General features: G+C 60.1%; 18 protein-coding genes. 12 read left to right on the plus strand and 6 right to left on the minus strand.

Features of this window, described 5'->3' with window-relative positions; all coding sequences use genetic code 11:
* Window positions 1-38 precede the first annotated feature (38 nt).
* From ngg to ACQKIK_RS00580, 4 genes are all read left to right on the plus strand, one after another.
* Window positions 39-1,781 (plus strand): N-acetylglutaminylglutamine synthetase, encoded by a 1,743-nt coding sequence (ngg, locus tag ACQKIK_RS00565; protein ID WP_499134329.1) that lies wholly within the window; start codon window positions 39-41, stop codon window positions 1,779-1,781.
* A gap of 142 nt (window positions 1,782-1,923) precedes the next feature.
* Window positions 1,924-3,123, plus strand: a complete 1,200-nt coding sequence (locus ACQKIK_RS00570) for an osmoprotectant NAGGN system M42 family peptidase (RefSeq protein WP_045428247.1) — start codon at window positions 1,924-1,926, stop codon at window positions 3,121-3,123.
* Window positions 3,124-3,310: 187 nt separating this feature from the next.
* Window positions 3,311-6,076, plus strand: a complete 2,766-nt coding sequence (locus tag ACQKIK_RS00575; RefSeq protein WP_499134331.1) for a hybrid sensor histidine kinase/response regulator — start codon at window positions 3,311-3,313, stop codon at window positions 6,074-6,076.
* 10 nt (window positions 6,077-6,086) lie between these two features.
* Window positions 6,087-6,317 (plus strand): YheU family protein, encoded by a 231-nt coding sequence (locus ACQKIK_RS00580; protein ID WP_046163763.1) that lies wholly within the window; start codon window positions 6,087-6,089, stop codon window positions 6,315-6,317.
* A gap of 3 nt (window positions 6,318-6,320) precedes the next feature.
* Here ACQKIK_RS00580 and ACQKIK_RS00585 read toward each other — a convergent pair whose 3' ends face one another.
* The 5 genes from ACQKIK_RS00585 to ACQKIK_RS00605 all read right to left on the minus strand — a co-directional run bounded on the left by ACQKIK_RS00585 (window position 6,321) and on the right by ACQKIK_RS00605 (window position 11,096).
* A complete protein-coding gene (locus ACQKIK_RS00585; RefSeq protein ID WP_046163764.1) occupies window positions 6,321-6,743 on the minus strand; it encodes a hypothetical protein in 423 nt (140 codons plus the stop codon).
* 131 nt (window positions 6,744-6,874) lie between these two features.
* Window positions 6,875-8,020, minus strand: a complete 1,146-nt coding sequence (locus ACQKIK_RS00590) for an MFS transporter (protein WP_499135152.1) — start codon at window positions 8,018-8,020, stop codon at window positions 6,875-6,877.
* 108 nt (window positions 8,021-8,128) lie between these two features.
* Complete coding sequence (locus ACQKIK_RS00595; RefSeq protein WP_064482107.1) at window positions 8,129-8,935, minus strand: SDR family oxidoreductase; 807 nt, start codon at window positions 8,933-8,935, stop codon at window positions 8,129-8,131.
* 191 nt (window positions 8,936-9,126) lie between these two features.
* Window positions 9,127-10,782: a cation acetate symporter gene (locus ACQKIK_RS00600; protein ID WP_499134335.1), complete on the minus strand. Its 1,656-nt coding sequence runs from the start codon at window positions 10,780-10,782 to the stop codon at window positions 9,127-9,129.
* Complete coding sequence (locus ACQKIK_RS00605; protein WP_045428267.1) at window positions 10,782-11,096, minus strand: DUF485 domain-containing protein; 315 nt, start codon at window positions 11,094-11,096, stop codon at window positions 10,782-10,784. Before ACQKIK_RS00605 ends, ACQKIK_RS00600 begins: the two co-directional genes overlap by 1 nt.
* A 268-nt stretch (window positions 11,097-11,364) precedes the next feature.
* Here ACQKIK_RS00605 and ACQKIK_RS00610 point away from each other — a divergent pair, with 268 nt between their 5' ends.
* The 4 genes from ACQKIK_RS00610 (at window position 11,365) to ACQKIK_RS00625 (ending at window position 15,013) form a co-directional block, all read left to right on the plus strand.
* Complete coding sequence (locus tag ACQKIK_RS00610) at window positions 11,365-11,589, plus strand: DUF2061 domain-containing protein (protein ID WP_499134338.1); 225 nt, start codon at window positions 11,365-11,367, stop codon at window positions 11,587-11,589.
* A 431-nt stretch (window positions 11,590-12,020) separates the two neighbouring features.
* Window positions 12,021-13,313, plus strand: coding sequence for an alpha/beta fold hydrolase family protein (locus ACQKIK_RS00615; protein WP_045428273.1), 1,293 nt, complete (start codon window positions 12,021-12,023; stop codon window positions 13,311-13,313).
* Window positions 13,314-13,332: 19 nt separating this feature from the next.
* Window positions 13,333-14,076, plus strand: coding sequence for an MlaA family lipoprotein (locus tag ACQKIK_RS00620; protein ID WP_101153055.1), 744 nt, complete (start codon window positions 13,333-13,335; stop codon window positions 14,074-14,076).
* Window positions 14,077-14,167: 91 nt separating this feature from the next.
* A complete protein-coding gene (locus ACQKIK_RS00625; protein ID WP_499134341.1) occupies window positions 14,168-15,013 on the plus strand; it encodes a pirin family protein in 846 nt (281 codons plus the stop codon).
* Here ACQKIK_RS00625 and ACQKIK_RS00630 read toward each other — a convergent pair.
* Window positions 15,003-15,953 (minus strand): lipid A biosynthesis lauroyl acyltransferase, encoded by a 951-nt coding sequence (locus tag ACQKIK_RS00630; protein ID WP_499134343.1) that lies wholly within the window; start codon window positions 15,951-15,953, stop codon window positions 15,003-15,005. The two genes, ACQKIK_RS00625 and ACQKIK_RS00630, sit on opposite strands and share 11 nt — an antisense overlap.
* Window positions 15,954-16,112: 159 nt before the next feature.
* Between ACQKIK_RS00630 and minC the strand changes: the two genes are divergently transcribed.
* From minC to ACQKIK_RS00650, 4 genes are all read left to right on the plus strand, one after another.
* Window positions 16,113-16,844 (plus strand): septum site-determining protein MinC, encoded by a 732-nt coding sequence (minC, locus tag ACQKIK_RS00635; RefSeq protein WP_045428283.1) that lies wholly within the window; start codon window positions 16,113-16,115, stop codon window positions 16,842-16,844.
* A gap of 91 nt (window positions 16,845-16,935) precedes the next feature.
* Window positions 16,936-17,751 (plus strand): septum site-determining protein MinD, encoded by an 816-nt coding sequence (minD, locus tag ACQKIK_RS00640; protein WP_499134345.1) that lies wholly within the window; start codon window positions 16,936-16,938, stop codon window positions 17,749-17,751.
* On the plus strand, window positions 17,748-18,005 hold the full coding sequence (gene minE / locus ACQKIK_RS00645) for a cell division topological specificity factor MinE (protein ID WP_019341568.1): 258 nt from the start codon (window positions 17,748-17,750) through the stop codon (window positions 18,003-18,005). Before minD ends, minE begins: the two co-directional genes overlap by 4 nt.
* Before the next feature lie 85 nt (window positions 18,006-18,090).
* Complete coding sequence (locus tag ACQKIK_RS00650; RefSeq protein ID WP_499134348.1) at window positions 18,091-18,726, plus strand: RluA family pseudouridine synthase; 636 nt, start codon at window positions 18,091-18,093, stop codon at window positions 18,724-18,726.
* Window positions 18,727-18,784: the final 58 nt, after the last annotated feature.

An 18,784-nucleotide genomic window follows, 5' to 3' on the forward strand; every position in this document is an offset into this window, starting at 1 on the left:
AATGCCGTGACGTCGTGACAAGCTCCAAGGAACGTACCATGCAGAAGTCTCAAGCCTATGGACAGCGGCTGTTACGCGGCCAGACACCGACCTACGAGCGCCTGCAGCAACGACTCGCGGAAGATGGCCAGGCGGAACCTCAGGCGCCCGTAACCCTGCACTGTGGCTGGGGCCGCATCCTGATCGGACACACCTACTCCGACCCTGAAAAGCTCGCTGCCGACCTGCTCCATGAACAGGCCGGAGAGCGGGACATTGCGCTGTACGTTGCCGCGCCGCACCAGGTGCTCGCCTATGCGCCGCAGCAGCTGTTCCTTGACCCCTCGGACACCTCTCGCATCTGGTTCACCGATTACCGCCCGGCCCGCCGCAGCTTCCGCGGTTTCGGCATTCGGCGCGCCCAGAGCGAGGAGGACTGGAAAGCGATCAATAGCCTGTACCAGTCCCGCCATATGCTGCCCGTCAACCCGGAGCTGTGCACCCCACGAGAGCAAGGTGGTCCGGTTTATTGGCTGGCCGAAGACGACGACTCCGGCCAGATCATCGGCAGTGTCATGGGCATCAATCACCACAAGGCTTTCAACGATCCGGAAAACGGCTCCAGCCTCTGGTGTCTGGCGGTTGCGCCAACCTGCACCCGCCCTGGCGTTGGCGAAGCGCTGGTTCGCCATTTGATCGAACACTACATGGGGCGCGGGCTGGCCTACCTCGATTTGTCGGTGCTGCACGACAACAAGCAGGCCAAGGCGCTCTACGCCAAACTCGGTTTCCGTGACCTGCAGACCTTCACGGTCAAACGCAAGAACACCTTCAACCAGCCCTTGTTTCTAGGGCCTGGCCCGGAAGCCGAGCTGAATCCCTATGCCAAGATCATCGTCGACGAGGCACGGCGCCGCGGCATAGAAATCACCATCGACGACACCGAAGCGGGCCTGTTCACCCTGACCCAGGGCGGCCGAAAGGTTCGCTGTCGCGAGTCATTGTCGGACCTTACTTCAGCGGTGAGCATGACGTTGTGCCAGGACAAGAGCCTGACGCACCGCACCCTCGCCCGCGCTGGGCTCAAACTGCCAGCGCAGCAGCTCGCAGGGACACCAGAGGATAACGAGGCGTTTCTGGAAAAGCATGGCAGTGTCGTGGTCAAGCCGCTCGATGGCGAACAGGGCCACGGGGTCTCGGTTGATCTGCGTAGCTCTGAGGACGTGGAAGAAGCGATTACCCGAGCACGCCACTTCGATCAACGCGTCTTGCTCGAAAGCTTCCATCCCGGCCTCGATCTGCGCATCGTGGTGATCGGCTATGAGGTGGTCGCTGCGGCAATTCGTCGTCCGGCTGAAGTGGTTGGCGACGGCAGCCACTCCATCCAAGAACTGATCGAAACCCAGAGTCGCCGTCGCCAGGCCGCGACGGGTGGCGAAAGTAAAATCCCGATGGATGAGGAAACCCATCGGTGCATCAGTGAAGCCGGCTTCGATTACGACAGCGTGCTGCCACGTGGCCAGCATTTGACGGTTCGTCGTACCGCCAATCTGCATACTGGCGGCACGCTCGACGATGTAACCGATCAGTTGCACCCCGAGCTGATCGACGCTGCAGTCCGCGCGGCCCGTGCGCTGGATATCCCGGTGGTTGGTCTCGATCTGTTGGTGCCGGCGGCAGACCAGCCTGAGTACGTTTTCATCGAAGCGAATGAGCGAGTCGGCCTGGCCAATCATCATCCGCAACCGACCGCCGAACGCTTCGTCGACCTGCTCTTTCCACTCAGCTACGGCACCCATTAGCGGGGCAACCAGGCCGTTGATGGCCTGGCTCCGGCGCCCTCAGGTGCCGGAATGGCCCAGCCGCCTCGCTTGCGGCACTACCGCAGCTCAACTTCACTCACCTGAATGGCGGCAGCCCGTTTTTTGCCGCTAAGGAATGATCATGACTGCCAAGCTTCCAGAACCAGACCTCAACTACCTGCAGCGTGTGCTGCTGGAAATGCTCGCCATTCCCAGCCCCACCGGCTTCACCGACACCATTGTTCGCTACGTGGCGGAGCGGCTGAAGGAGCTTGGCATTCCTTTCGAGCTGACCCGTCGCGGGACCATCCGCGCCACACTTAAAGGTCGTCGGTACAGCCCGGATCGAGCCATCGCCGCACACCTGGATACCATCGGCGCCAGCGTCCGGGAGATCCAGGACAATGGCCGACTTGGCTTGTCTCCGGTGGGCTGCTGGTCGAGTCGTTTCGCCGAAGGCAGCCGCGTCAGCGTGTTCACCGACACCGGCGTGGTCCGGGGCAGCGTGCTGCCTCTTCTGGCGTCGGGACATGCATTCAATACTGCGGTTGACGAGATGCCAATCAGCTGGAACCACGTCGAACTGCGCCTGGACGGGTACACCGCAGGCCGCGCCGACACGCTTGCGCTAGGAATCAATGTGGGTGATTTCGTCGCGTTCGACCCGATGCCCGAGTTCACCGACAGCGGTTACATCAGCTCCCGCCATCTGGACGACAAGGCCGGAGTGGCAGCCTTGCTAGCGTCGCTCAAAGCCGTGGTTGAAAGCGGCCGTGAGCCGCCGATCGACTGCCATCCGCTGTTTACCATTACCGAGGAAACCGGTTCTGGTGCAGCCGGCGCCCTGCCCTGGGATGTCAGCGAGTTCGTCGGCATAGACATCGCTCCGACGGCCAAGGGTCAAGAATCCAGCGAACACGCCGTCACCGTAGCCATGCAGGATTCAGGCGGGCCTTATGATTTCCACCTGTCGCGGCACCTGTTGAAACTGGCGGAAGCCAATGAGGTACCGGTGCGTCGGGATCTGTTCCGCTATTACCACAGCGATGCGCAATCGGCGATTGCAGCCGGTCACGACATCCGCACCGCTTTGCTGGCCTTTGGTTGCGACGCGACGCATGGCTATGAGCGCACCCACATCGACAGCCTGGCGGCCATGAGCCGCTTGATTTCAGCCTACTTGCTGAGCCCACCGGTCTTCACCAGTGACGCCCATACGAGCAAAGATTCGCTGGAAAACTTCAGCCATCAACTCGAACACGTGACTCAAATGGAGAACGACACGCGCGTGCCGGCAGTCGATTCGATCTTCGATAAGCAAACCGATGATTCGTCCGGTTGATGGCCACGTTTCATGATGCGCCGCCAACTTAAGGCAATTGCCGATTGCGGGGCGGCGCTGATCCGGGCAAAGTCGCAAACCTCTGAAATATATGGATGCTTGGCCAGTCAGGCATGAAGCGAAGGGATTTGTCCTTCGCGCGACTGGAAACTGCGTTTTGCGAGTTTGCACGCCTTGGGTCAATAACATGCTGCCGCGTCTTTTTCTGGCCGTCTTCCTATTCTGTCTGACCGCTCAGGCATCGGCCTTTGAGCCCGTGCCTGTGGATTCACAGCATTTTCGCCAAGCACTGGGCAGCTCAAGTTACTTTCTGAGAGACCCTGCCGCCGAACTGAGCGTGGCCGAGGTGTTCGCGCTACCCGAAAAAACCTTCGAGCCAGTGTCAGGCCTACACCCCAATAAGGGGAAGAACGATTCGGTCTGGTGGTTCCGTGTCGAGCTGGACAACCAACTCCACGGCCCTCTCGGCGGCTTCGTCGAAATCAACTACCCGCTGCTTGACGATATCCAGCTGTATCTCCGTCACCCGGACGGTCGTATCAGCCGACAGCACTCGGGGGACAACCATCCGTTCAGTGAGCGCTCGGTCAGGGTCAGCAACTTCTTGTTTCCAGTAGAGCTCGCGCCCGGCACCTCGACCTTGCTGTTGCGTGTGCAAAGCACCAGCACCCTGTACGTCCCGCTGTATTTCAGCACCTACGCCGCTAACGCCGAAGCAACCGAAGACTCAATGGGCTTGGCCGGGGCCTTCTATGGCGTGCTGTTTGCGATGTTCTGCTACAACTTCTTCCTGTTCCTCTCGCTGCGTGAGCCAGCGTATTTCTGGTATCTGATCTACAACCTCAACGTGGGCCTGTTCGCACTCAGCTTCGATGGCTTGCTGGTCAAATGGCTGAACGATGCAGGCGGCGTGGTCGCGTTAGGCATCTACGCGCTGATGTTCAGCCATTGCCTGGTGTCAGTCCAATTCAGCCGCCATTTTCTGCATACCCGAGAGTACTTCCCGCGCCTGGACTTCGCCCTGCGTGTGGTGCTGATCCTGTCGATGGGTGCGCTGCTGTCCGGATTCGTTCTGGAAACGCAGGTCTGGAGCGTGCTCGCCAGTGTGATGGTCATCGGCTCTTCGATCGGCCTGTTGCTGACTGGCGCTTTCGTCTGGAGCCGCGGCGTGCGCTATGGCCTTTATTACACGCTGGCCTGGGGCGTCCTGCTGGCGACGTTCGTCATCGTCACAGCTGGTTCACTGGGCTTCAACCTGTTGGGCCTGTATGGCGCGTCGATTGTCAAAGTTGGCATCGCCTTCGAGTTGATCACGCTGTCGATCGGGCTCGCCGACCGTATCAACCTGCTCAAGGAAGAAGGCTTCCGTTCGCGCCAGGCAGCCGAGCGGGCAGAAAGCGAGAACCAGGCAAAAAGTCGCTTTCTGGCGAAAATGAGCCACGAGATCCGCACGCCATTGAACGGCGTACTGGGCATGCTGCAATTGCTGCGTGAGACCCCGCTGGATCGTAACCAGCGCTTCTACCTCGATACGGTTGCCAGCTCCAGCAACTCGCTGATGACGGTCATCAACGACATCCTCGACTACGCAAGGATCGGCGCCGGCAAACTGGTCTTGGAGGACATCGAGTTCGACTTGGAAGCGCTGGCCTCCGAAACCATCAGCCTGTTCACAGCCCAAGCGCTGCAGAAGCAGCTGAACCTGCATCTCAGCCTTGCGCCCGGTGTGCCACGCCGTCTTCGCGGCGACCCGACCCGTCTCAAGCAAGTCCTGATGAACCTGCTGAGCAATTCGTTGAAGTTCACCGAACAGGGTTGCGTGGTGCTGCAGGTCGTCTGTCAGGGACCGGAGGGCGGCCGAAGCCTGGTATTTTCGATCACCGACAGCGGCATCGGCATGCGCGCCGAGGTGCTGGCCCAGCTGTTCGAGTCCTTCGCACAAGGTGATTCCAGTACAACCCGACGCTACGGTGGCAGCGGCCTGGGCTTGGTCATCAGCAAGGAACTGGTGGAAATGATGGGCGGCCAGATCGAAGTGCAGAGCACGCCTGGCCAGGGTAGCCAATTCAGCTTCGACATTCCGCTGCGGGAGGCGAGCGATAACTCTGACCCACTCACGACCTTGCTCGAAGGCCGAACCGCCGTTATCGCGTCTCGGGATATCTGTGCACTGGATGCGATGGGCAATCTGCTCCACCGTTGGGGCATGCGAATCGTCCGTTGCGAGGAGCCGCAACGACTGCGCCGCTACCTCGACGATCAGGCTTCAGCCCCGCTGCTGGTGATCATGGCACCCTGGCCTGGCAAACCACAGGCATGGCTCAACGCCGTGGCCGACGAGCTCGAACCAAATCAACGCGTAATGCTGCTCTACCCGCCACAAAGCGAGCCCTCACCTGCGTCGTCATCGTTGCACCTGGCAAGCCTGCCGTTGCCCCTGTTGCTCGGCCCCTTGCGCGAAGCACTGCATCGCCTCTATCAAGGAACCCGAACGCCTAATGGCGCTGCGATGGTGGCCGCCGACAGCCTGACAGGCCGCAAGCCGCTCATCCTAGTAGTCGAGGACAACCCGGTCAGCCAGATGGTCGTGTCCAGCCTGCTGCGCAAACGCGGCTATGAGGTCATGGTTGCTGAAAACGGGCACAGGGCAATCAGTGCGTACAGCGAGAACCCGGCCGCTGTGCAGCTGATTTTGATGGACTGCGAGATGCCGGAAATGGACGGATTCGAGGCCAGCCGACAGATCCGCCGACTCGAAGCGCAATTGCAGCTGCGCCCCGTGCCGATTATCGCACTGACCGCTCATGTGCTCGAGGAGCATCGCCGCGCTGGCAGCGAGGCCGGCATGGACGATTTCATTGGCAAGCCATTGGACAGCGAGCAGCTGTATGCTTACCTGGATCGGTTCCTCAACGCGCCGATTAGCGAACCCGACCTGCACCATCCCACTTGATCCGACGCCGATGCTCATCCCTTACGACCAGCTCGAACCTGACACCCTGACCCGCCTCATCGAAGACTTCGTGACCCGCGAGGGCACCGATAATGGCGACGAGACGCCGCAGGAAACCCGCGTCGAGCGGGTACGCCAAGCATTGCGCAAAGGCACCGCGGTTATCGTGTTCGATGTTGATCATCAGCAGTGCCAGCTCGCGCTCAGGCGCGAGGTGCCGAAGGAATGGCTGGAAGACTAGATTTCAGCTGAATACCCCGCCGTCACGCTCCCAGGCACAGCGCATACGCAAATCGCGCTGATGGGGGCTGTGCGAACCGCTTTCGGTTTCCCAGCGGAAGGTATGAATGCCGTTGAGTTCGGTCTCGAGGTGAACCACCGCGCTGGTCCAGTAGAGTTCGTTCAGCAGTGCCTCGAAGTGACGCACCCAGAGCGCCCATTCATATTCGACCGCGCGGTAGCTGGCGCCGAAGTGAATGATCTGGGTCTGATACACGCCTTCATCCATGCAGCAGGAAAACATTTCTCTTCCGAGAAAAGGCCAACCCTCACCTTGCGGCAAGCTGTACAGCGCACGGCGGTTGACTGCACGGCGCAGCCGACACTGCTCGGGGTCGGTCGAAGGCCAGTCACGAATGCTGCCGTAGACGATGGATTCCGGCTCCACAGGAACACTCCAGGCGAAAGTCCGACATGTTCGATCAAATCCGCTCGGCCTTCCAGCGCCCCGTGCGGACATGGCCCGCACCCGAGTCGCAGAGGTGACGCAGACCACAACCTAAGGTAATAGCGGCACCTTTAGGGCGTCGTCGCAGCAGACAGATCTCGGCGGGGCGCCAGCCGCAAGGCAAGCAGCGACATTGCCGCTGACATGGTCGCGAGCACGAGGAAGGGCTCACGATAATCCCCGGCGATATCGCGGCCCAACCCGGTCAGCACCGGCGTGAAACAGGCCAGACAGTAACCGGTGCAAAGCATCATCGCCGTCAGGCGGCTAACCGCAAGCGGTGAGTTCGCTTCGTACATCGGCAATACCAGTGACATCGAAAAGGTCCCGTTCAAAGCCACGCCCAGCAGCATGCAGACCAGCAAAGGATTGACCTGAGGGAGCCAGGCAATGACCAGCAGACACACCGTCGCCAGTACGCCGCAGCAAGCCATCAGCAGGTGCCGCCGACCGAAGCGCTGCGCCAGCCACGGCATGATGAACGCGCTGGGTAAACCGATCAGCATGAAGCCACTGAAAAATGCATTGCTCTGCAGCAGGCTGAAGCCAACCTCGTGGTAACGCGCCACCAGCCAAGTCGCCAGTGCGTAGAACAGACCGGCCTGCAAGGCGAAATAGATGCTCACCAACCAGGCGCGTGGCTCACGCCACGGCAGTCCGGCGCGGCTCTCGAATGCCGGCTCCGACTGGTTCGGCAGGAGCCGCCAGATCAACAGCGCCAGCACTGCGGGAATAGCCCACAACGCCAGCCCCCAGGTCCAGCGATCGCCCAGCAGTTCGGCCGCCGGTGCGGTAAGCACCACGCCGATGGTGCCGCCAACAGCCATGCTCAACGAATAGTAGGCGGCCGTCTTACCCATCTGCTCAAGGAAATAACGCTTGATGAAGCCTGACAACAACGGCCCGGCAACCGCGATTCCGGCACCCACCATGGCCGCCGTGCCGATCAACACCGGCGCGCTTTTACCGAACAGACGCAGTAATAGCGCCAGGCCGATCAAGCCAAGGCACAGGCTGATGGTGCGCTCCAGTCCGAACCGCACCGCCAGACGTGGCGCCAACGGCGCGAGCAACCCCATCAGCAGCACCGGCAAGGCGGTAGTAAGGCTGATAACGCTGCGGCTGAGACTGAGCTCCTCGGCGATGCGTTCGATCAGGGGTGCGAACGAGGTAATACCGGGCCGAAGATTGATCGCGGCCAGCACTAGAGCCAGCATGAGCAGCCAGCGAGACGGATTTTTCACAGTGAGTCCAGAGGCAGACTGGGTAGGACCGGCAACCCTACTCCCGCCCCTGGATCAGGGCAAGCAAAACGGACCGACTGGTCAGGTTTTGCTCTTGCTACGTTTCTTCTCTGCCAGCAGCGCCATCTCGTCATAGATCGCCTGAGGGTTCTGCTGCTTGATTTTCCAAGCCGCCCGGCCTTCGTCATGCGGCAGGATCATAAACACGCCTTCGGCAACCTGACGGTAGATGTAGTCGGCGATGTCGGCAGCAGAAATAGGCGACGCTTCGAGCAGCTTGCTGATCTGCGCTTTCATGTTGGGCGTCGGCCCACGATAGGAATCCATCAGATTGGTCTGGAAGAACGACGGACAGACCACATGAACCCCGACTTCCTGCTGCTTCAGCTCCACCAGCAGGCTTTCGGACAACGCCACTACGCCGGCCTTGGCGACGTTGTAGTTGCTCATTCCTGGCGCTTGCATCAGAGCCGCCATGGACGCGATGTTAATGATCTTGCCCTGGCTCTTCTGCACCAATGGCAGGAACGCCTTGCAGCCCTTGACCACGCCCATCAGGTTGATCGCGATCTGCCAGTCCCAGTCCTCCAGCGACAGTTCGTCGAAAAAGCCACCCGAAGCGACGCCAGCGTTATTGACCACTACATCGATGCCGCCAAAATTGCTCTCGCAAGCCTGTGCCAGCGCCGTTAGCTGACTGTAGTCGCGCACGTCACAGCGTTGAGTGAAACCATCGCCGCCCGCCTCACGGACCATCTTCAGAGTTTCGGCCAGGCCGGCCTCGTTGACATCTGACAATGCCAGCTGCCAACCCTCGCGCGCCCAGCGCAACGCAATTTCGCGACCCAGGCCAGAACCGGCCCCTGTGACCATCATCCGATTTTGCATCGTTTGTAACCTTTTGTTCGTGGAGTTGCCACGAGTCTAGCGAAAGCCGCTGCAGGCTCCGGCCTCTATCGAAATGCTGAATGACTGGCATACCTCGCACCCGATTGACCGGCCTCTGAGCCGCCCATAAACGGGCGAAGGCGCATAAAAAAAGCAGCCCGAAGGCTGCTTTTTTTGGGTGACCTGTGAGGTCAGTGCGCGACCGCACCACTCGAGCCTAGACCGGTCTGCGAACGGATGAATTGCGGGAAGAAACGTGCGCGCTCTTCAGCAGCCGCTTTCGACTTGTCGGTAACCGAGAAGAACCATAGACCCGCGAACGACGCGATCATGGCGAACAATGCCGGGTACTTGTTCGGGAAGATGGCCTTCTCGAAGTGCAGCACATCGACCCATACCGTCGGGCTGAGAATGGTCAGCAGTAACGCCGTGCCCAGGCCCATCGCGCCACCGATCAGCGCACCGCGGGTAGTCAGGTTCTTCCAGTACATCGAAAGGAACAGAATCGGGAAGTTGCAGCTCGCGGCAACCGAGAATGCCAAACCCACCATGAAGGCAATATTCTGGTTCTCGAAGGCCACACCAAGCAGGATGGCCAGCACGCCGAGGGCCAGCGTGGTGCGCTTGGTCACCTTCATCTCGTCCTCTTCCTTGGCCTTGCCCTTCATGATCACGCAGGCATAGAGGTCATGGGCGACAGCGGAAGCACCCGCCAGCGCCAGGCCCGAAACCACCGCAAGGATGGTGGCAAAGGCCACCGCGGAGATGAAGCCCAGGAATAGATTGCCGCCGACTGCCGAAGCCAGGTGGATGGCGACCATGTTGGTGCCGCCGACGATGGCGCCTGTGGCGTCCTTGAAGCTCGGGTTGGTGCTGACCAGCAGGATCGCGCCAAAACCGATAATGAACGTCAGGATATAGAAGTACCCGATGAAGCCGGTCGCATAGAACACGCTCTTACGCGCTTCTTTGGCATCAGCAACGGTGAAGAAGCGCATCAGGATGTGCGGCAGGCCAGCTGTGCCGAACATCAATGCCAGCCCCAGCGAGATCGCGGAAATCGGGTCGGAAACCAGGCCGCCCGGGCTCATGATCGCCTGATGGCTCGGATGCAGCGCCACCGCCTCGGAGAACAGACGGCTGAAATCGAAGCCGACGTTGTACATCACCATGACCGCCATGAAGGTTGCGCCAGACAGCAGCAGCACAGCCTTGATGATCTGCACCCAAGTGGTCGCCAGCATGCCGCCGAACATCACGTACATGACCATCAACACACCAACCATCACCACCGCGACCAGATAGTCCAGGCCGAACAGCAGCTGGATCAGCTTGCCGGCACCGACCATCTGCGCGATCAGGTAGAAGGCCACCACGATCAGCGAACCGCATGCAGAGAGGATACGGATCTGAGTTTGTCCCAGGCGGTAGGAGGCTACGTCGGAGAAGGTAAATTTACCCAGGTTGCGCAGTCGCTCGGCCATCAGAAACAGAATGATCGGCCAGCCCACCAAGAAGCCGATCGAATAGATCAAGCCGTCGTAGCCGCTGGTGAAGACCAGCGCGGATATTCCGAGGAACGAGGCAGCCGACATAAAGTCACCCGCGATCGCCAGGCCGTTCTGGAAACCCGTGATGCTGCCGCCAGCGGTGTAGTAGTCGGAAGTGGAGGTGTTGCGCTTGGCCGCCCACTTGGTGATACCCATCGTGAACACGATGAATACGATGAACATCGAAATGGCGGTCCAGTTGGTGGCCTGTTTCTGTACATCGCCGGTTAGGGCGTCAGCAAACAGCACCGGAGCAACTGCCATCAGAGCAGCTGCAGTCAGCAGGCGAGCGAACATTATTTCTGGGCCTCGTCGAGAATGTCCTGGGTGATACGATCGAACTCGCCATTGGCGCGTTGCACGTAGATTCCGGTCAGCACGAACGACAGGAAGATCAGGCCCAGACCCGCCGGGATACCCCAGGTGGTGACGGAGCCAGTGCTCAGAGGTGTTCCCAGCACCGCAGGGTCAAACGCGATGACAAGAATAAATGCGAAGTAAGCGGTCAGCATGATGGTCGCCAGCATCCAGGCGAAACGACCACGCTTGGCAACCAGGTCGTGGAATCGTGGATCAGCATTGATCTGCTGAATAACTGTCTCGTTGTTCATTGGGGTCTCCACACGGTCTCTGCCCACACATGAAGGCAGGGCGGCTACTTTAGGGCCGGCCCGTGTTAACGCCACTCGACCATGGTCTTGTTTTTATTTCGTGGGAGGCCCGTGCCAGAGGCGTTGGTGCCGATCAGGTCTACGCAAACGGAAGGCTATAGCGCTGGCCTATCTGGTCCATCGAACACGGCGATTTCCTACGCTTCGCAGGCACGAGCACACTTCACAGCAACAGAGAATAATTCTCGATCGCTGCGGAGAATCGAATATGACCAAGACCGTTACCTTTACCCTGATGCACTTTTGCATCGCGTTCTCGGTCACCTACGCCTTGACCGGCAGCGCAGCAGCAGGAGGCTTGGTTGCCGCTATCGAGCCCCTGTGCAACTCGGTGGGCTTTTACTTTCACGAGAAGGTCTGGCAGCGTCTGGACAAGCGTCAGGCTTTCCAGAGTCACATTCCCGCTCACGCCTGGCTGCATCACCAGGCGTAAGCGCTACCGCTCTCATCCAGCGCTACAGCTGCAATCCCACGAAGCACCTGGGCCGTTAAGAAGCGCCCCGGCAGCCTTGCGCAATGATTCTCGACTCAAACGTTTGGCGTTTGCCGATCGGTGACCAAGCGGTCACTAATCCACACCAGCCAGTTCGCAACCGGCTTTTGCTATCACTCCTTAAAAGCGACGCAACCTGCCGGCTTAATTGCGGTCAATGCTTAGCGAAACCACATAGCGCGGGCAATTCCAGGCATTATCTGAGCGCGAAAATGCATTGCACCGCGATCAGGCCAAACTCGCTGCCGACACGCCAACCGGTGTCGCAATCATCGTCGAGTGCACCGAACGGACCACGGCCCCGCCGCCGGCCCCGGAAAACCGAATATCAACCAGCCAAACCCCACCGTAGTCACCGGAGATCACCTCATATGCGATTGCTGCTGTGCCTGAGCGCACTGCTTGCACTGGTCGTTACGCCTGCCCACGCGGCAGACATCAGCGTCGAGCAATATGGCTATCCCTTAAGCAACCCATTCGAGGCGACGATAGCCACGACACCGGCGCCATTTCGCGTCGACTTGCCTGAAGATGACGACATTGATCAGGCAGACTACAGCCTGCGGCTACGTCCCGAGCGGGAGTTCACCCTGCCCGATAACTTCTGGGCGGTAAAACGACTCACATATCGGCTAGCAAAACAGCCTGGTCCAGCTCCGCTGATGTTCATCATCTCTGGCACGGGCGCGAGCTACTCAGCCGGCAAGACCGAGTCGCTGAAGCGGTTGTTCTACGGGGCTGGCTATCACGTGGTGCAACTGTCCTCTCCCACCAGCTTCGACTTCATCGCCGCTGCCTCGCGCTACGCGACGCCAGGCTACAGCCCGGGTGACGCCAAAGACCTCTATCGGGTAATGCAAGCCGTTCGCGCGCAGCAGCATGAGCTGCCGGTCACTGAGTTCAACCTGGTCGGTTATAGCCTGGGGGCGCTTAACGCTGCATTTGTCAGCAAGCTCGACGAGACGCGACAGAGTTTCAACTTCAAGCGCGTGCTGATGATCAACCCCCCTGTGAACCTATACACCTCGATCAGCAACCTCGACAAGCTGGTGCAGACACAGGTCGATGCCATCGACAGCACCACTACCTTCTACGAAGTCGTCCTGGAAAAGCTTACTCGGTACTACCGCCAGCAAGGCACGATCAACCTGGACGAGGCGATGCTTTTCGATTTCCAGCAATCGGCGCTGCGACTTACTGACGAGCAGATGGCCATGTTGATCGGCTCGGTTTTCCGCTTCTCGGCGGCCGATATTGCCTTCACCTCCGACCTGATCAACCGACGCGGCCTGATCGTGCCACCGAAATACCCAATCGATGAAGGCACCAGTCTCGAGCCGTTCTTCCGGCGCGCGCTGCTCTGTGATTTCGATTGTTATATCACCGAGCAGCTGATTCCCATGTGGCGCGCACAGCAGGACGGCGGCAGCATGGCGCAACTGGTGCAACAAGTGAGCCTGTATGCGCTCGAGGATTACATGCGCAACAGTCCGAAAATCGCCGTCATGCATAACGCCGACGACATCATTCTCGGCGCTGGAGATCTGGGGTTCCTTCGCCGCACCTTCGGTGATCGCATGACGCTCTATCCTCGCGGTGGCCACTGCGGCAACCTCACCTACCGGGTCAACGCCCACGATATGTTGGAGTTCTTCCGTGGCTAAACGCGCTTTGCTTGCCGTCATGCTGCTAATCAGCAGCGTGACCCATGCCCAGACGGGGACTGTCGATGAGGATGGTTTCACCCATCCGCTGCGTAACCTGGAGTTCAACCCCGGTCTCGACCAGCGCGAATTTGAACGCGCGACCTTCGACGCGCTGAACATTTACGACCCCTGGGAGTCGCTGAACCGGCGCATGTACTACTTCAACTACCGCCTGGATCAGTTTGTGATGTTGCCTGCCGTCCGCGGGTACCGTTATGTAACGCCCAAGATCGTGAGGACCGGCGTCAGCAATTTCTTCGATAACCTCGGTGAAATCCCGACGCTTTTTAACAGCATCGCGCAACTTAAGGGCGAGCGGGCCATGACCACGACTGCGCGCCTGCTGTTCAACACGATTCTCGGCGTCGGTGGTGTTTGGGACCCTGCAACGCGTATGGGCCTGCCCCGCTACAATGAGGATTTCGGCCAAACCCTCGGCTTCTATGGCGTACCTCACGGCCCGTATCTGATCCTGCCCGCACTCGGCCCGTCGAACCTGCGGGACACCGCTGGCCAGGCAGTGGATTTTGGCGTTGAGCGACAGGTCGACTACTTCAGCTATGCCGAAGCCAGCGGTGGTGAATTCGGTCTCACCGCGCTGCGATTGATCGATATCCGTCACACGACGCCCCTGCGCTACGGCCAGCTCAATTCGCCGTTCGAATACGAGAAGGTCCGCTACGTCTACACCCGCGCGCGGGAGTTGCAGATCGAGGAATGATCGGCTGAATCGATACGAAAGGTTCGAATTTCGCGTCAACGCATCGAGCTGCTGGTCGTAGTCTTAGCCCATCTGTTCTAGGAGCGATGCTATGACCACGCGTGAAATCCTTTCTGTCAGCACCGGGCGCGCCACCTCCGATGGCGCCGGCGTCAGCCTGACAAGGCTGTTCGGCGGCGCCGCGCCGGAGCGCTTCGATCCCTTTCTGATGCTCGATGAGTTCGGCTCGGAAAACCCGGACGAGTACATCGCCGGTTTCCCGGCGCATCCGCACCGTGGCTTCGAGACCATCACTTACATGCTTGAAGGTCGCATGCGCCACGAGGATCATCTCGGCAATGTCGGCCTGCTAGAGAGCGGCGGTGTGCAATGGATGACCGCCGCACGCGGCGTCATTCACAGCGAGATGCCTCAGCAAGAACACGGCGCGATGCGCGGGTTTCAGCTGTGGCTCAACCTGCCGGCGAAAAACAAGCTGGACGAACCGAGCTACCGCGACTTCTCTCCCGCCGAAATCCCCCGAATAACGCTGCCGAGCGGTGTCGAAGCAGTGGTGATTGCCGGCCAGCTCTTCGCCGAAGGCGTCACACAAGCCGGCGCTGTGCAACGCCCTGATACCGAGCCGCAGCTGTTCGATCTTTGCCTTCCAGCCGGCACGCGGCTGACGCCGCAGCTGTCCGACGGGCAGCGAGTCATCTTGTATGTGTTTGACGGCGAGCTGATGGTGGGTGGGCAACGCCTTGCAAAGAATCAGCTCGCTCGACTCTCCGACCAGGGTGAACTGGCGCTTTCAACCAGCAGCGGCGCCCGCGTCCTTTTTCTGGCAGGCCGCCCGATCGGCGAGCCGATTGTGCAGTACGGGCCGTTCGTGATGAACAGCCGCGAAGAGATCGAACAGGCGCTGCGTGATTTCCGCGACGGTGTGTTTACAGACTAACCGGCTTCTTCGGGCGCTTGCGGTACAGACTCGACTCCCCCTCCGGTCGGGTCTTGAAGCGCCGATGAGCCCACAGGTACTGCTCAGGGTGCTGTCTGACCGCGTCTTCAATCCACTCGTTGATGCGGCGACAATCAGCATCCTCGCTTTCGCCGGGGAAATCGTCCAATGGCGGATGCACCACCAGGCTATAGCCTCTTCCTTCAGGCAGGCGTTCCAGCGTGTAAGGGATCACCCTAGCCCGACCCAGGCGTGCGAACTTGGTCGTTGCGGTCACGGTTGCCGCCTGAATGCCGAACCAGGGTACGAAGATGCTTTGCTTGCGGCCGTAATCCTGATCTGGCGCATACCAGATTGCCCGGCCCGCACGCAGAACCTTGAGCATGGCACGCACATCTTCACGCTCTATCGCTGTCGCATCCAGGTTGTGCCGCTCCCGGCCACGCCGCTGCACGTAATCGAACACCGGATTCTTGTGCTCACGGTACATTCCATCGATGGTGTGCCACTGGCCGAGCAGCGCTCCGCCGATTTCCAACGTGGTGAAATGCAGCGTCATCAGGATCACGCCCTGCCCTTCTGCCTGCGCCTGCTGCAGATGCTCAAGCCCTTGGATTTGCGCCAGTCGCTGCAAACGCGACTTGGGCCACCACCAGCTCATGGCCATTTCGAAGAAGGCAATCCCGGTCGAGACAAAGTTCTCGCGCAGCAGTCGTTCACGCTCCTTTTCGCTCAACTCCGGAAAGCACAGCTGCAGGTTGCGCCGGGCGATCTGCCGTCTCGAGCGGGCAACCCGATACATAACTGCGCCCAGTCCACGCCCAAGCAACAGCAGAATCCGATAGGGCAATTGCACCACCAGCCACAGTAGACCGAGGCCAAGCCACAGCAACCAGAAGCGAGGATGAAGAAATGATGCGCGAAAACGAGGACGATCCATTGGCAGTCCGAACCGATAAAAGCGCGCATTCTAGCGATAAATCATCCGCCAATGCGGCAGCGTTGCGATGCACGGCACCCGTCCGAGAGTGTGGGCGAGACTTGCAGGCGGCAGTTCGCCCCGCTATAAGTCCTCGCCATTTACCGCAGCAGGCAGACCATGAGCCAAGCCGATCTTACCGACCAAGCCCCCGTATTCCAGCTCAAGGGCAGCATGCTCGCCATCACCGTGCTGGAGCTGACACAGAACGACCTGCAGCGTCTGGATCAGCAGCTCGCCGTCAAGGTCGAACAGGCCCCGGACTTTTTTAATAACACGCCGCTGGTGCTAGCGCTGGACAAGCTTCCCAGCGATTGCAACCTCGACCTGCCTGCCCTTATCGCGCTCTGCCGAAAGCATGGCCTGCGTACTCTTGCGTTGCGTTCAGCCGACCCGCAAATCGTCGACGCCGCCGGCCGGCTCGATTTGCCCGTGCTACCGCCGTCGGGCGCTCGTGAACGCAAGCTCGACGTCACCAGCAAGGCCCCAAGCGAACCCGCCAAACCGGCAGAGCCCGCCTACCGCCCCACCCGCGTGATCACCACCCCCATCCGCGGCGGCCAGCAGGTCTATGCCCAGGGTGGCGATCTGATCGTGCTGGCCGCGGTGAGCCCCGGCGCGGAACTTCTCGCCGATGGGAACATCCATGTGTACGGCCCGCTGCGCGGGCGTGCGCTGGCAGGCATCAAGGGCGATGCCAACGCACGTATTTTCTGTCAGCAGCTAGCTGCTGAAATGGTCTCGATTGCCGGGCATTACAAGGTCGCCGAAGACCTTAGACGCGACCCTTTATGGGCCGAAGCCGTGCAAATGAAGCTATCCGGCGACGTGTTGAACATCACCCGCCTTTAACGGATACTGCCGCGAATTTTCAAGCACCAAAACGGGCGCACTGTAAGCCGACTCGGCTACGGTCCCGACTTCATATTTAGGGTGAATCACCTTGGCCAAGATCCTCGTAGTCACTTCCGGCAAGGGTGGCGTCGGTAAAACCACTTCCAGCGCCGCCATCGGTACCGGCCTCGCCTTGCGCGGCCACAAGACCGTCATCGTCGACTTCGACGTCGGTCTGCGTAACCTGGACCTGATCATGGGCTGCGAGCGTCGCGTGGTGTATGACTTCGTCAACGTCATTCAGGGCGATGCCACCCTGACCCAGGCATTGATCAAGGACAAGCGTCTCGAAAACCTCTACGTCCTCGCCGCCAGCCAGACCCGCGACAAGGATGCGCTGACGCTCGAAGGCGTCGGCAAGGTCATCGACGAGCTGGCCAAGACCTTCGAGTTCGTCATCTGCGACTCCCCGGCCGGCATCGAAAAAGGTGCGCATCTGGCGATGTACTTCGCCGACGAAGCCATCGTCGTGACCAACCCGGAAGTCTCCTCTGTTCGCGACTCCGATCGTATGCTGGGTCTGCTGGCAAGCAAATCCCGCCGCGCCGAGAACGGCGATGATCCGATCAAGGAGCACCTGCTGCTAACCCGCTACAACCCTGAGCGCGTTGTCAAAGGCGAAATGCTCGGTGTCGAGGACGTCGAAGAAATCCTCTCGATCCGTCTGCTGGGCGTCATCCCCGAATCCCAGGCTGTACTGAAAGCCTCCAACCAGGGTGTTCCGGTCATTCTCGACGACCAGAGCGACGCCGGTCAGGCCTACAGCGACGCGGTCGATCGACTGCTGGGCAAGGACGTGAATCATCGCTTCCTCGACGTGAAGAAGCAGGGCTTCCTGCAACGCCTGTTCGGAGGCCGCGAATGAACCTTCTCGACTTCTTTCGTGAACGCAAGAAGAAGGAAACGCCAGCTAACATCGCCAAGGAACGCCTGCAGATCATCGTCGCCCACGAGCGCGGCCAGCGCACCCAGCCGGACTACCTGCCGGCCCTGCAGAAAGAACTGGTCGAGGTGATTCGCAAGTACGTGAACATTGACAGCGACCAGGTTCAGGTCGCCTTGGAGGATCAGGGCAGCTGTTCGATCCTTGAGCTGAACATCACCTTGCCGGATCGTTGATCGACCGGGTAGTCGCCAGCACTCTTGTGTAGCGACAGATTCATCGGCGACTTCGGTCGCCGATGTCGTTTGCGGAATTTGAAAAATGCCCCTCAGTCACATCCAGTTCGTTCACCAAGACGCCGCTCTGCTGGTCATCAACAAGCCTACCCTGCTGCTGTCCGTGCCCGGTCGCGCGGAAGACAATAAGGACTGTCTGGTCACTCGCCTGCAGGAAAACGGCTATCCGGAGGCGCGCATCGTCCACCGCCTGGACTGGGAAACTTCAGGCCTGATCGTGCTGGCGCGCGACGCCGACAGCCACCGCGAGCTGTCTCGACAGTTCCACGACCGCGAGACTGAAAAGGCCTATACCGCTTTGTGCTGGGGCGAGCCGGAGCAAGAGAGCGGAAGCATTGATCTGCCGCTGCGTTATGACCCACCGACCAAACCGCGGCATGTGGTTGACCCTGAACTGGGCAAGCATGCGCTGACGTATTGGCGAGTCCTAGAACGCTGCGGTGACTACAGCCGGGTCGAACTCACCCCGATCACCGGCCGCTCCCATCAGCTGCGTGTACATATGCTCTCGATCGGCCATCCCCTGCTGGGCGACCGCCTGTATGCGCACGAACAGGCGCTCACCGCGCATGACCGGCTCTGCCTGCATGCCAGCATGCTCGCCCTGACCCATCCTCAAAGCGGCGAACGGATGCGCTTCGACTGCCCAGCGCCGTTCTAGAAAGAAGGGGCGCAAGGCCTCAGGCTGCAAGCAAAGCACAGGGCAGGGTTTTCGCCGC

This window comes from Pseudomonas sp. NPDC047961 (assembly GCF_050272435.1).
Taxonomy (GTDB): Bacteria; Pseudomonadota; Gammaproteobacteria; order Pseudomonadales; family Pseudomonadaceae; genus Stutzerimonas.

Excerpts from the sequence above, each read along its gene's own strand:
- ngg (WP_499134329.1), top strand. The coding sequence starts at position 39 with ATGCAGAAGTCTCAAGCCTATGGACAGCGGCTGTTACGCGGCCAGACA.
- ACQKIK_RS00570 (WP_045428247.1), top strand. The coding sequence starts at position 1,924 with ATGACTGCCAAGCTTCCAGAACCAGACCTCAACTACCTGCAGCGTGTG.
- ACQKIK_RS00575 (WP_499134331.1), top strand. The coding sequence starts at position 3,311 with ATGCTGCCGCGTCTTTTTCTGGCCGTCTTCCTATTCTGTCTGACCGCT.
- ACQKIK_RS00580 (WP_046163763.1), top strand. The coding sequence starts at position 6,087 with ATGCTCATCCCTTACGACCAGCTCGAACCTGACACCCTGACCCGCCTC.
- ACQKIK_RS00590 (WP_499135152.1), bottom strand. The coding sequence starts at position 8,020 with ATGCTGGCTCTAGTGCTGGCCGCGATCAATCTTCGGCCCGGTATTACC.
- ACQKIK_RS00595 (WP_064482107.1), bottom strand. The coding sequence starts at position 8,935 with ATGCAAAATCGGATGATGGTCACAGGGGCCGGTTCTGGCCTGGGTCGC.
- ACQKIK_RS00600 (WP_499134335.1), bottom strand. The coding sequence starts at position 10,782 with ATGTTCGCTCGCCTGCTGACTGCAGCTGCTCTGATGGCAGTTGCTCCG.
- ACQKIK_RS00605 (WP_045428267.1), bottom strand. The coding sequence starts at position 11,096 with ATGAACAACGAGACAGTTATTCAGCAGATCAATGCTGATCCACGATTC.
- ACQKIK_RS00610 (WP_499134338.1), top strand. The coding sequence starts at position 11,365 with ATGACCAAGACCGTTACCTTTACCCTGATGCACTTTTGCATCGCGTTC.
- ACQKIK_RS00615 (WP_045428273.1), top strand. The coding sequence starts at position 12,021 with ATGCGATTGCTGCTGTGCCTGAGCGCACTGCTTGCACTGGTCGTTACG.
- ACQKIK_RS00620 (WP_101153055.1), top strand. The coding sequence starts at position 13,333 with ATGCTGCTAATCAGCAGCGTGACCCATGCCCAGACGGGGACTGTCGAT.
- ACQKIK_RS00625 (WP_499134341.1), top strand. The coding sequence starts at position 14,168 with ATGACCACGCGTGAAATCCTTTCTGTCAGCACCGGGCGCGCCACCTCC.
- ACQKIK_RS00630 (WP_499134343.1), bottom strand. The coding sequence starts at position 15,953 with ATGGATCGTCCTCGTTTTCGCGCATCATTTCTTCATCCTCGCTTCTGG.
- minC (WP_045428283.1), top strand. The coding sequence starts at position 16,113 with ATGAGCCAAGCCGATCTTACCGACCAAGCCCCCGTATTCCAGCTCAAG.
- minE (WP_019341568.1), top strand. The coding sequence starts at position 17,748 with ATGAACCTTCTCGACTTCTTTCGTGAACGCAAGAAGAAGGAAACGCCA.
- ACQKIK_RS00650 (WP_499134348.1), top strand. The coding sequence starts at position 18,091 with ATGCCCCTCAGTCACATCCAGTTCGTTCACCAAGACGCCGCTCTGCTG.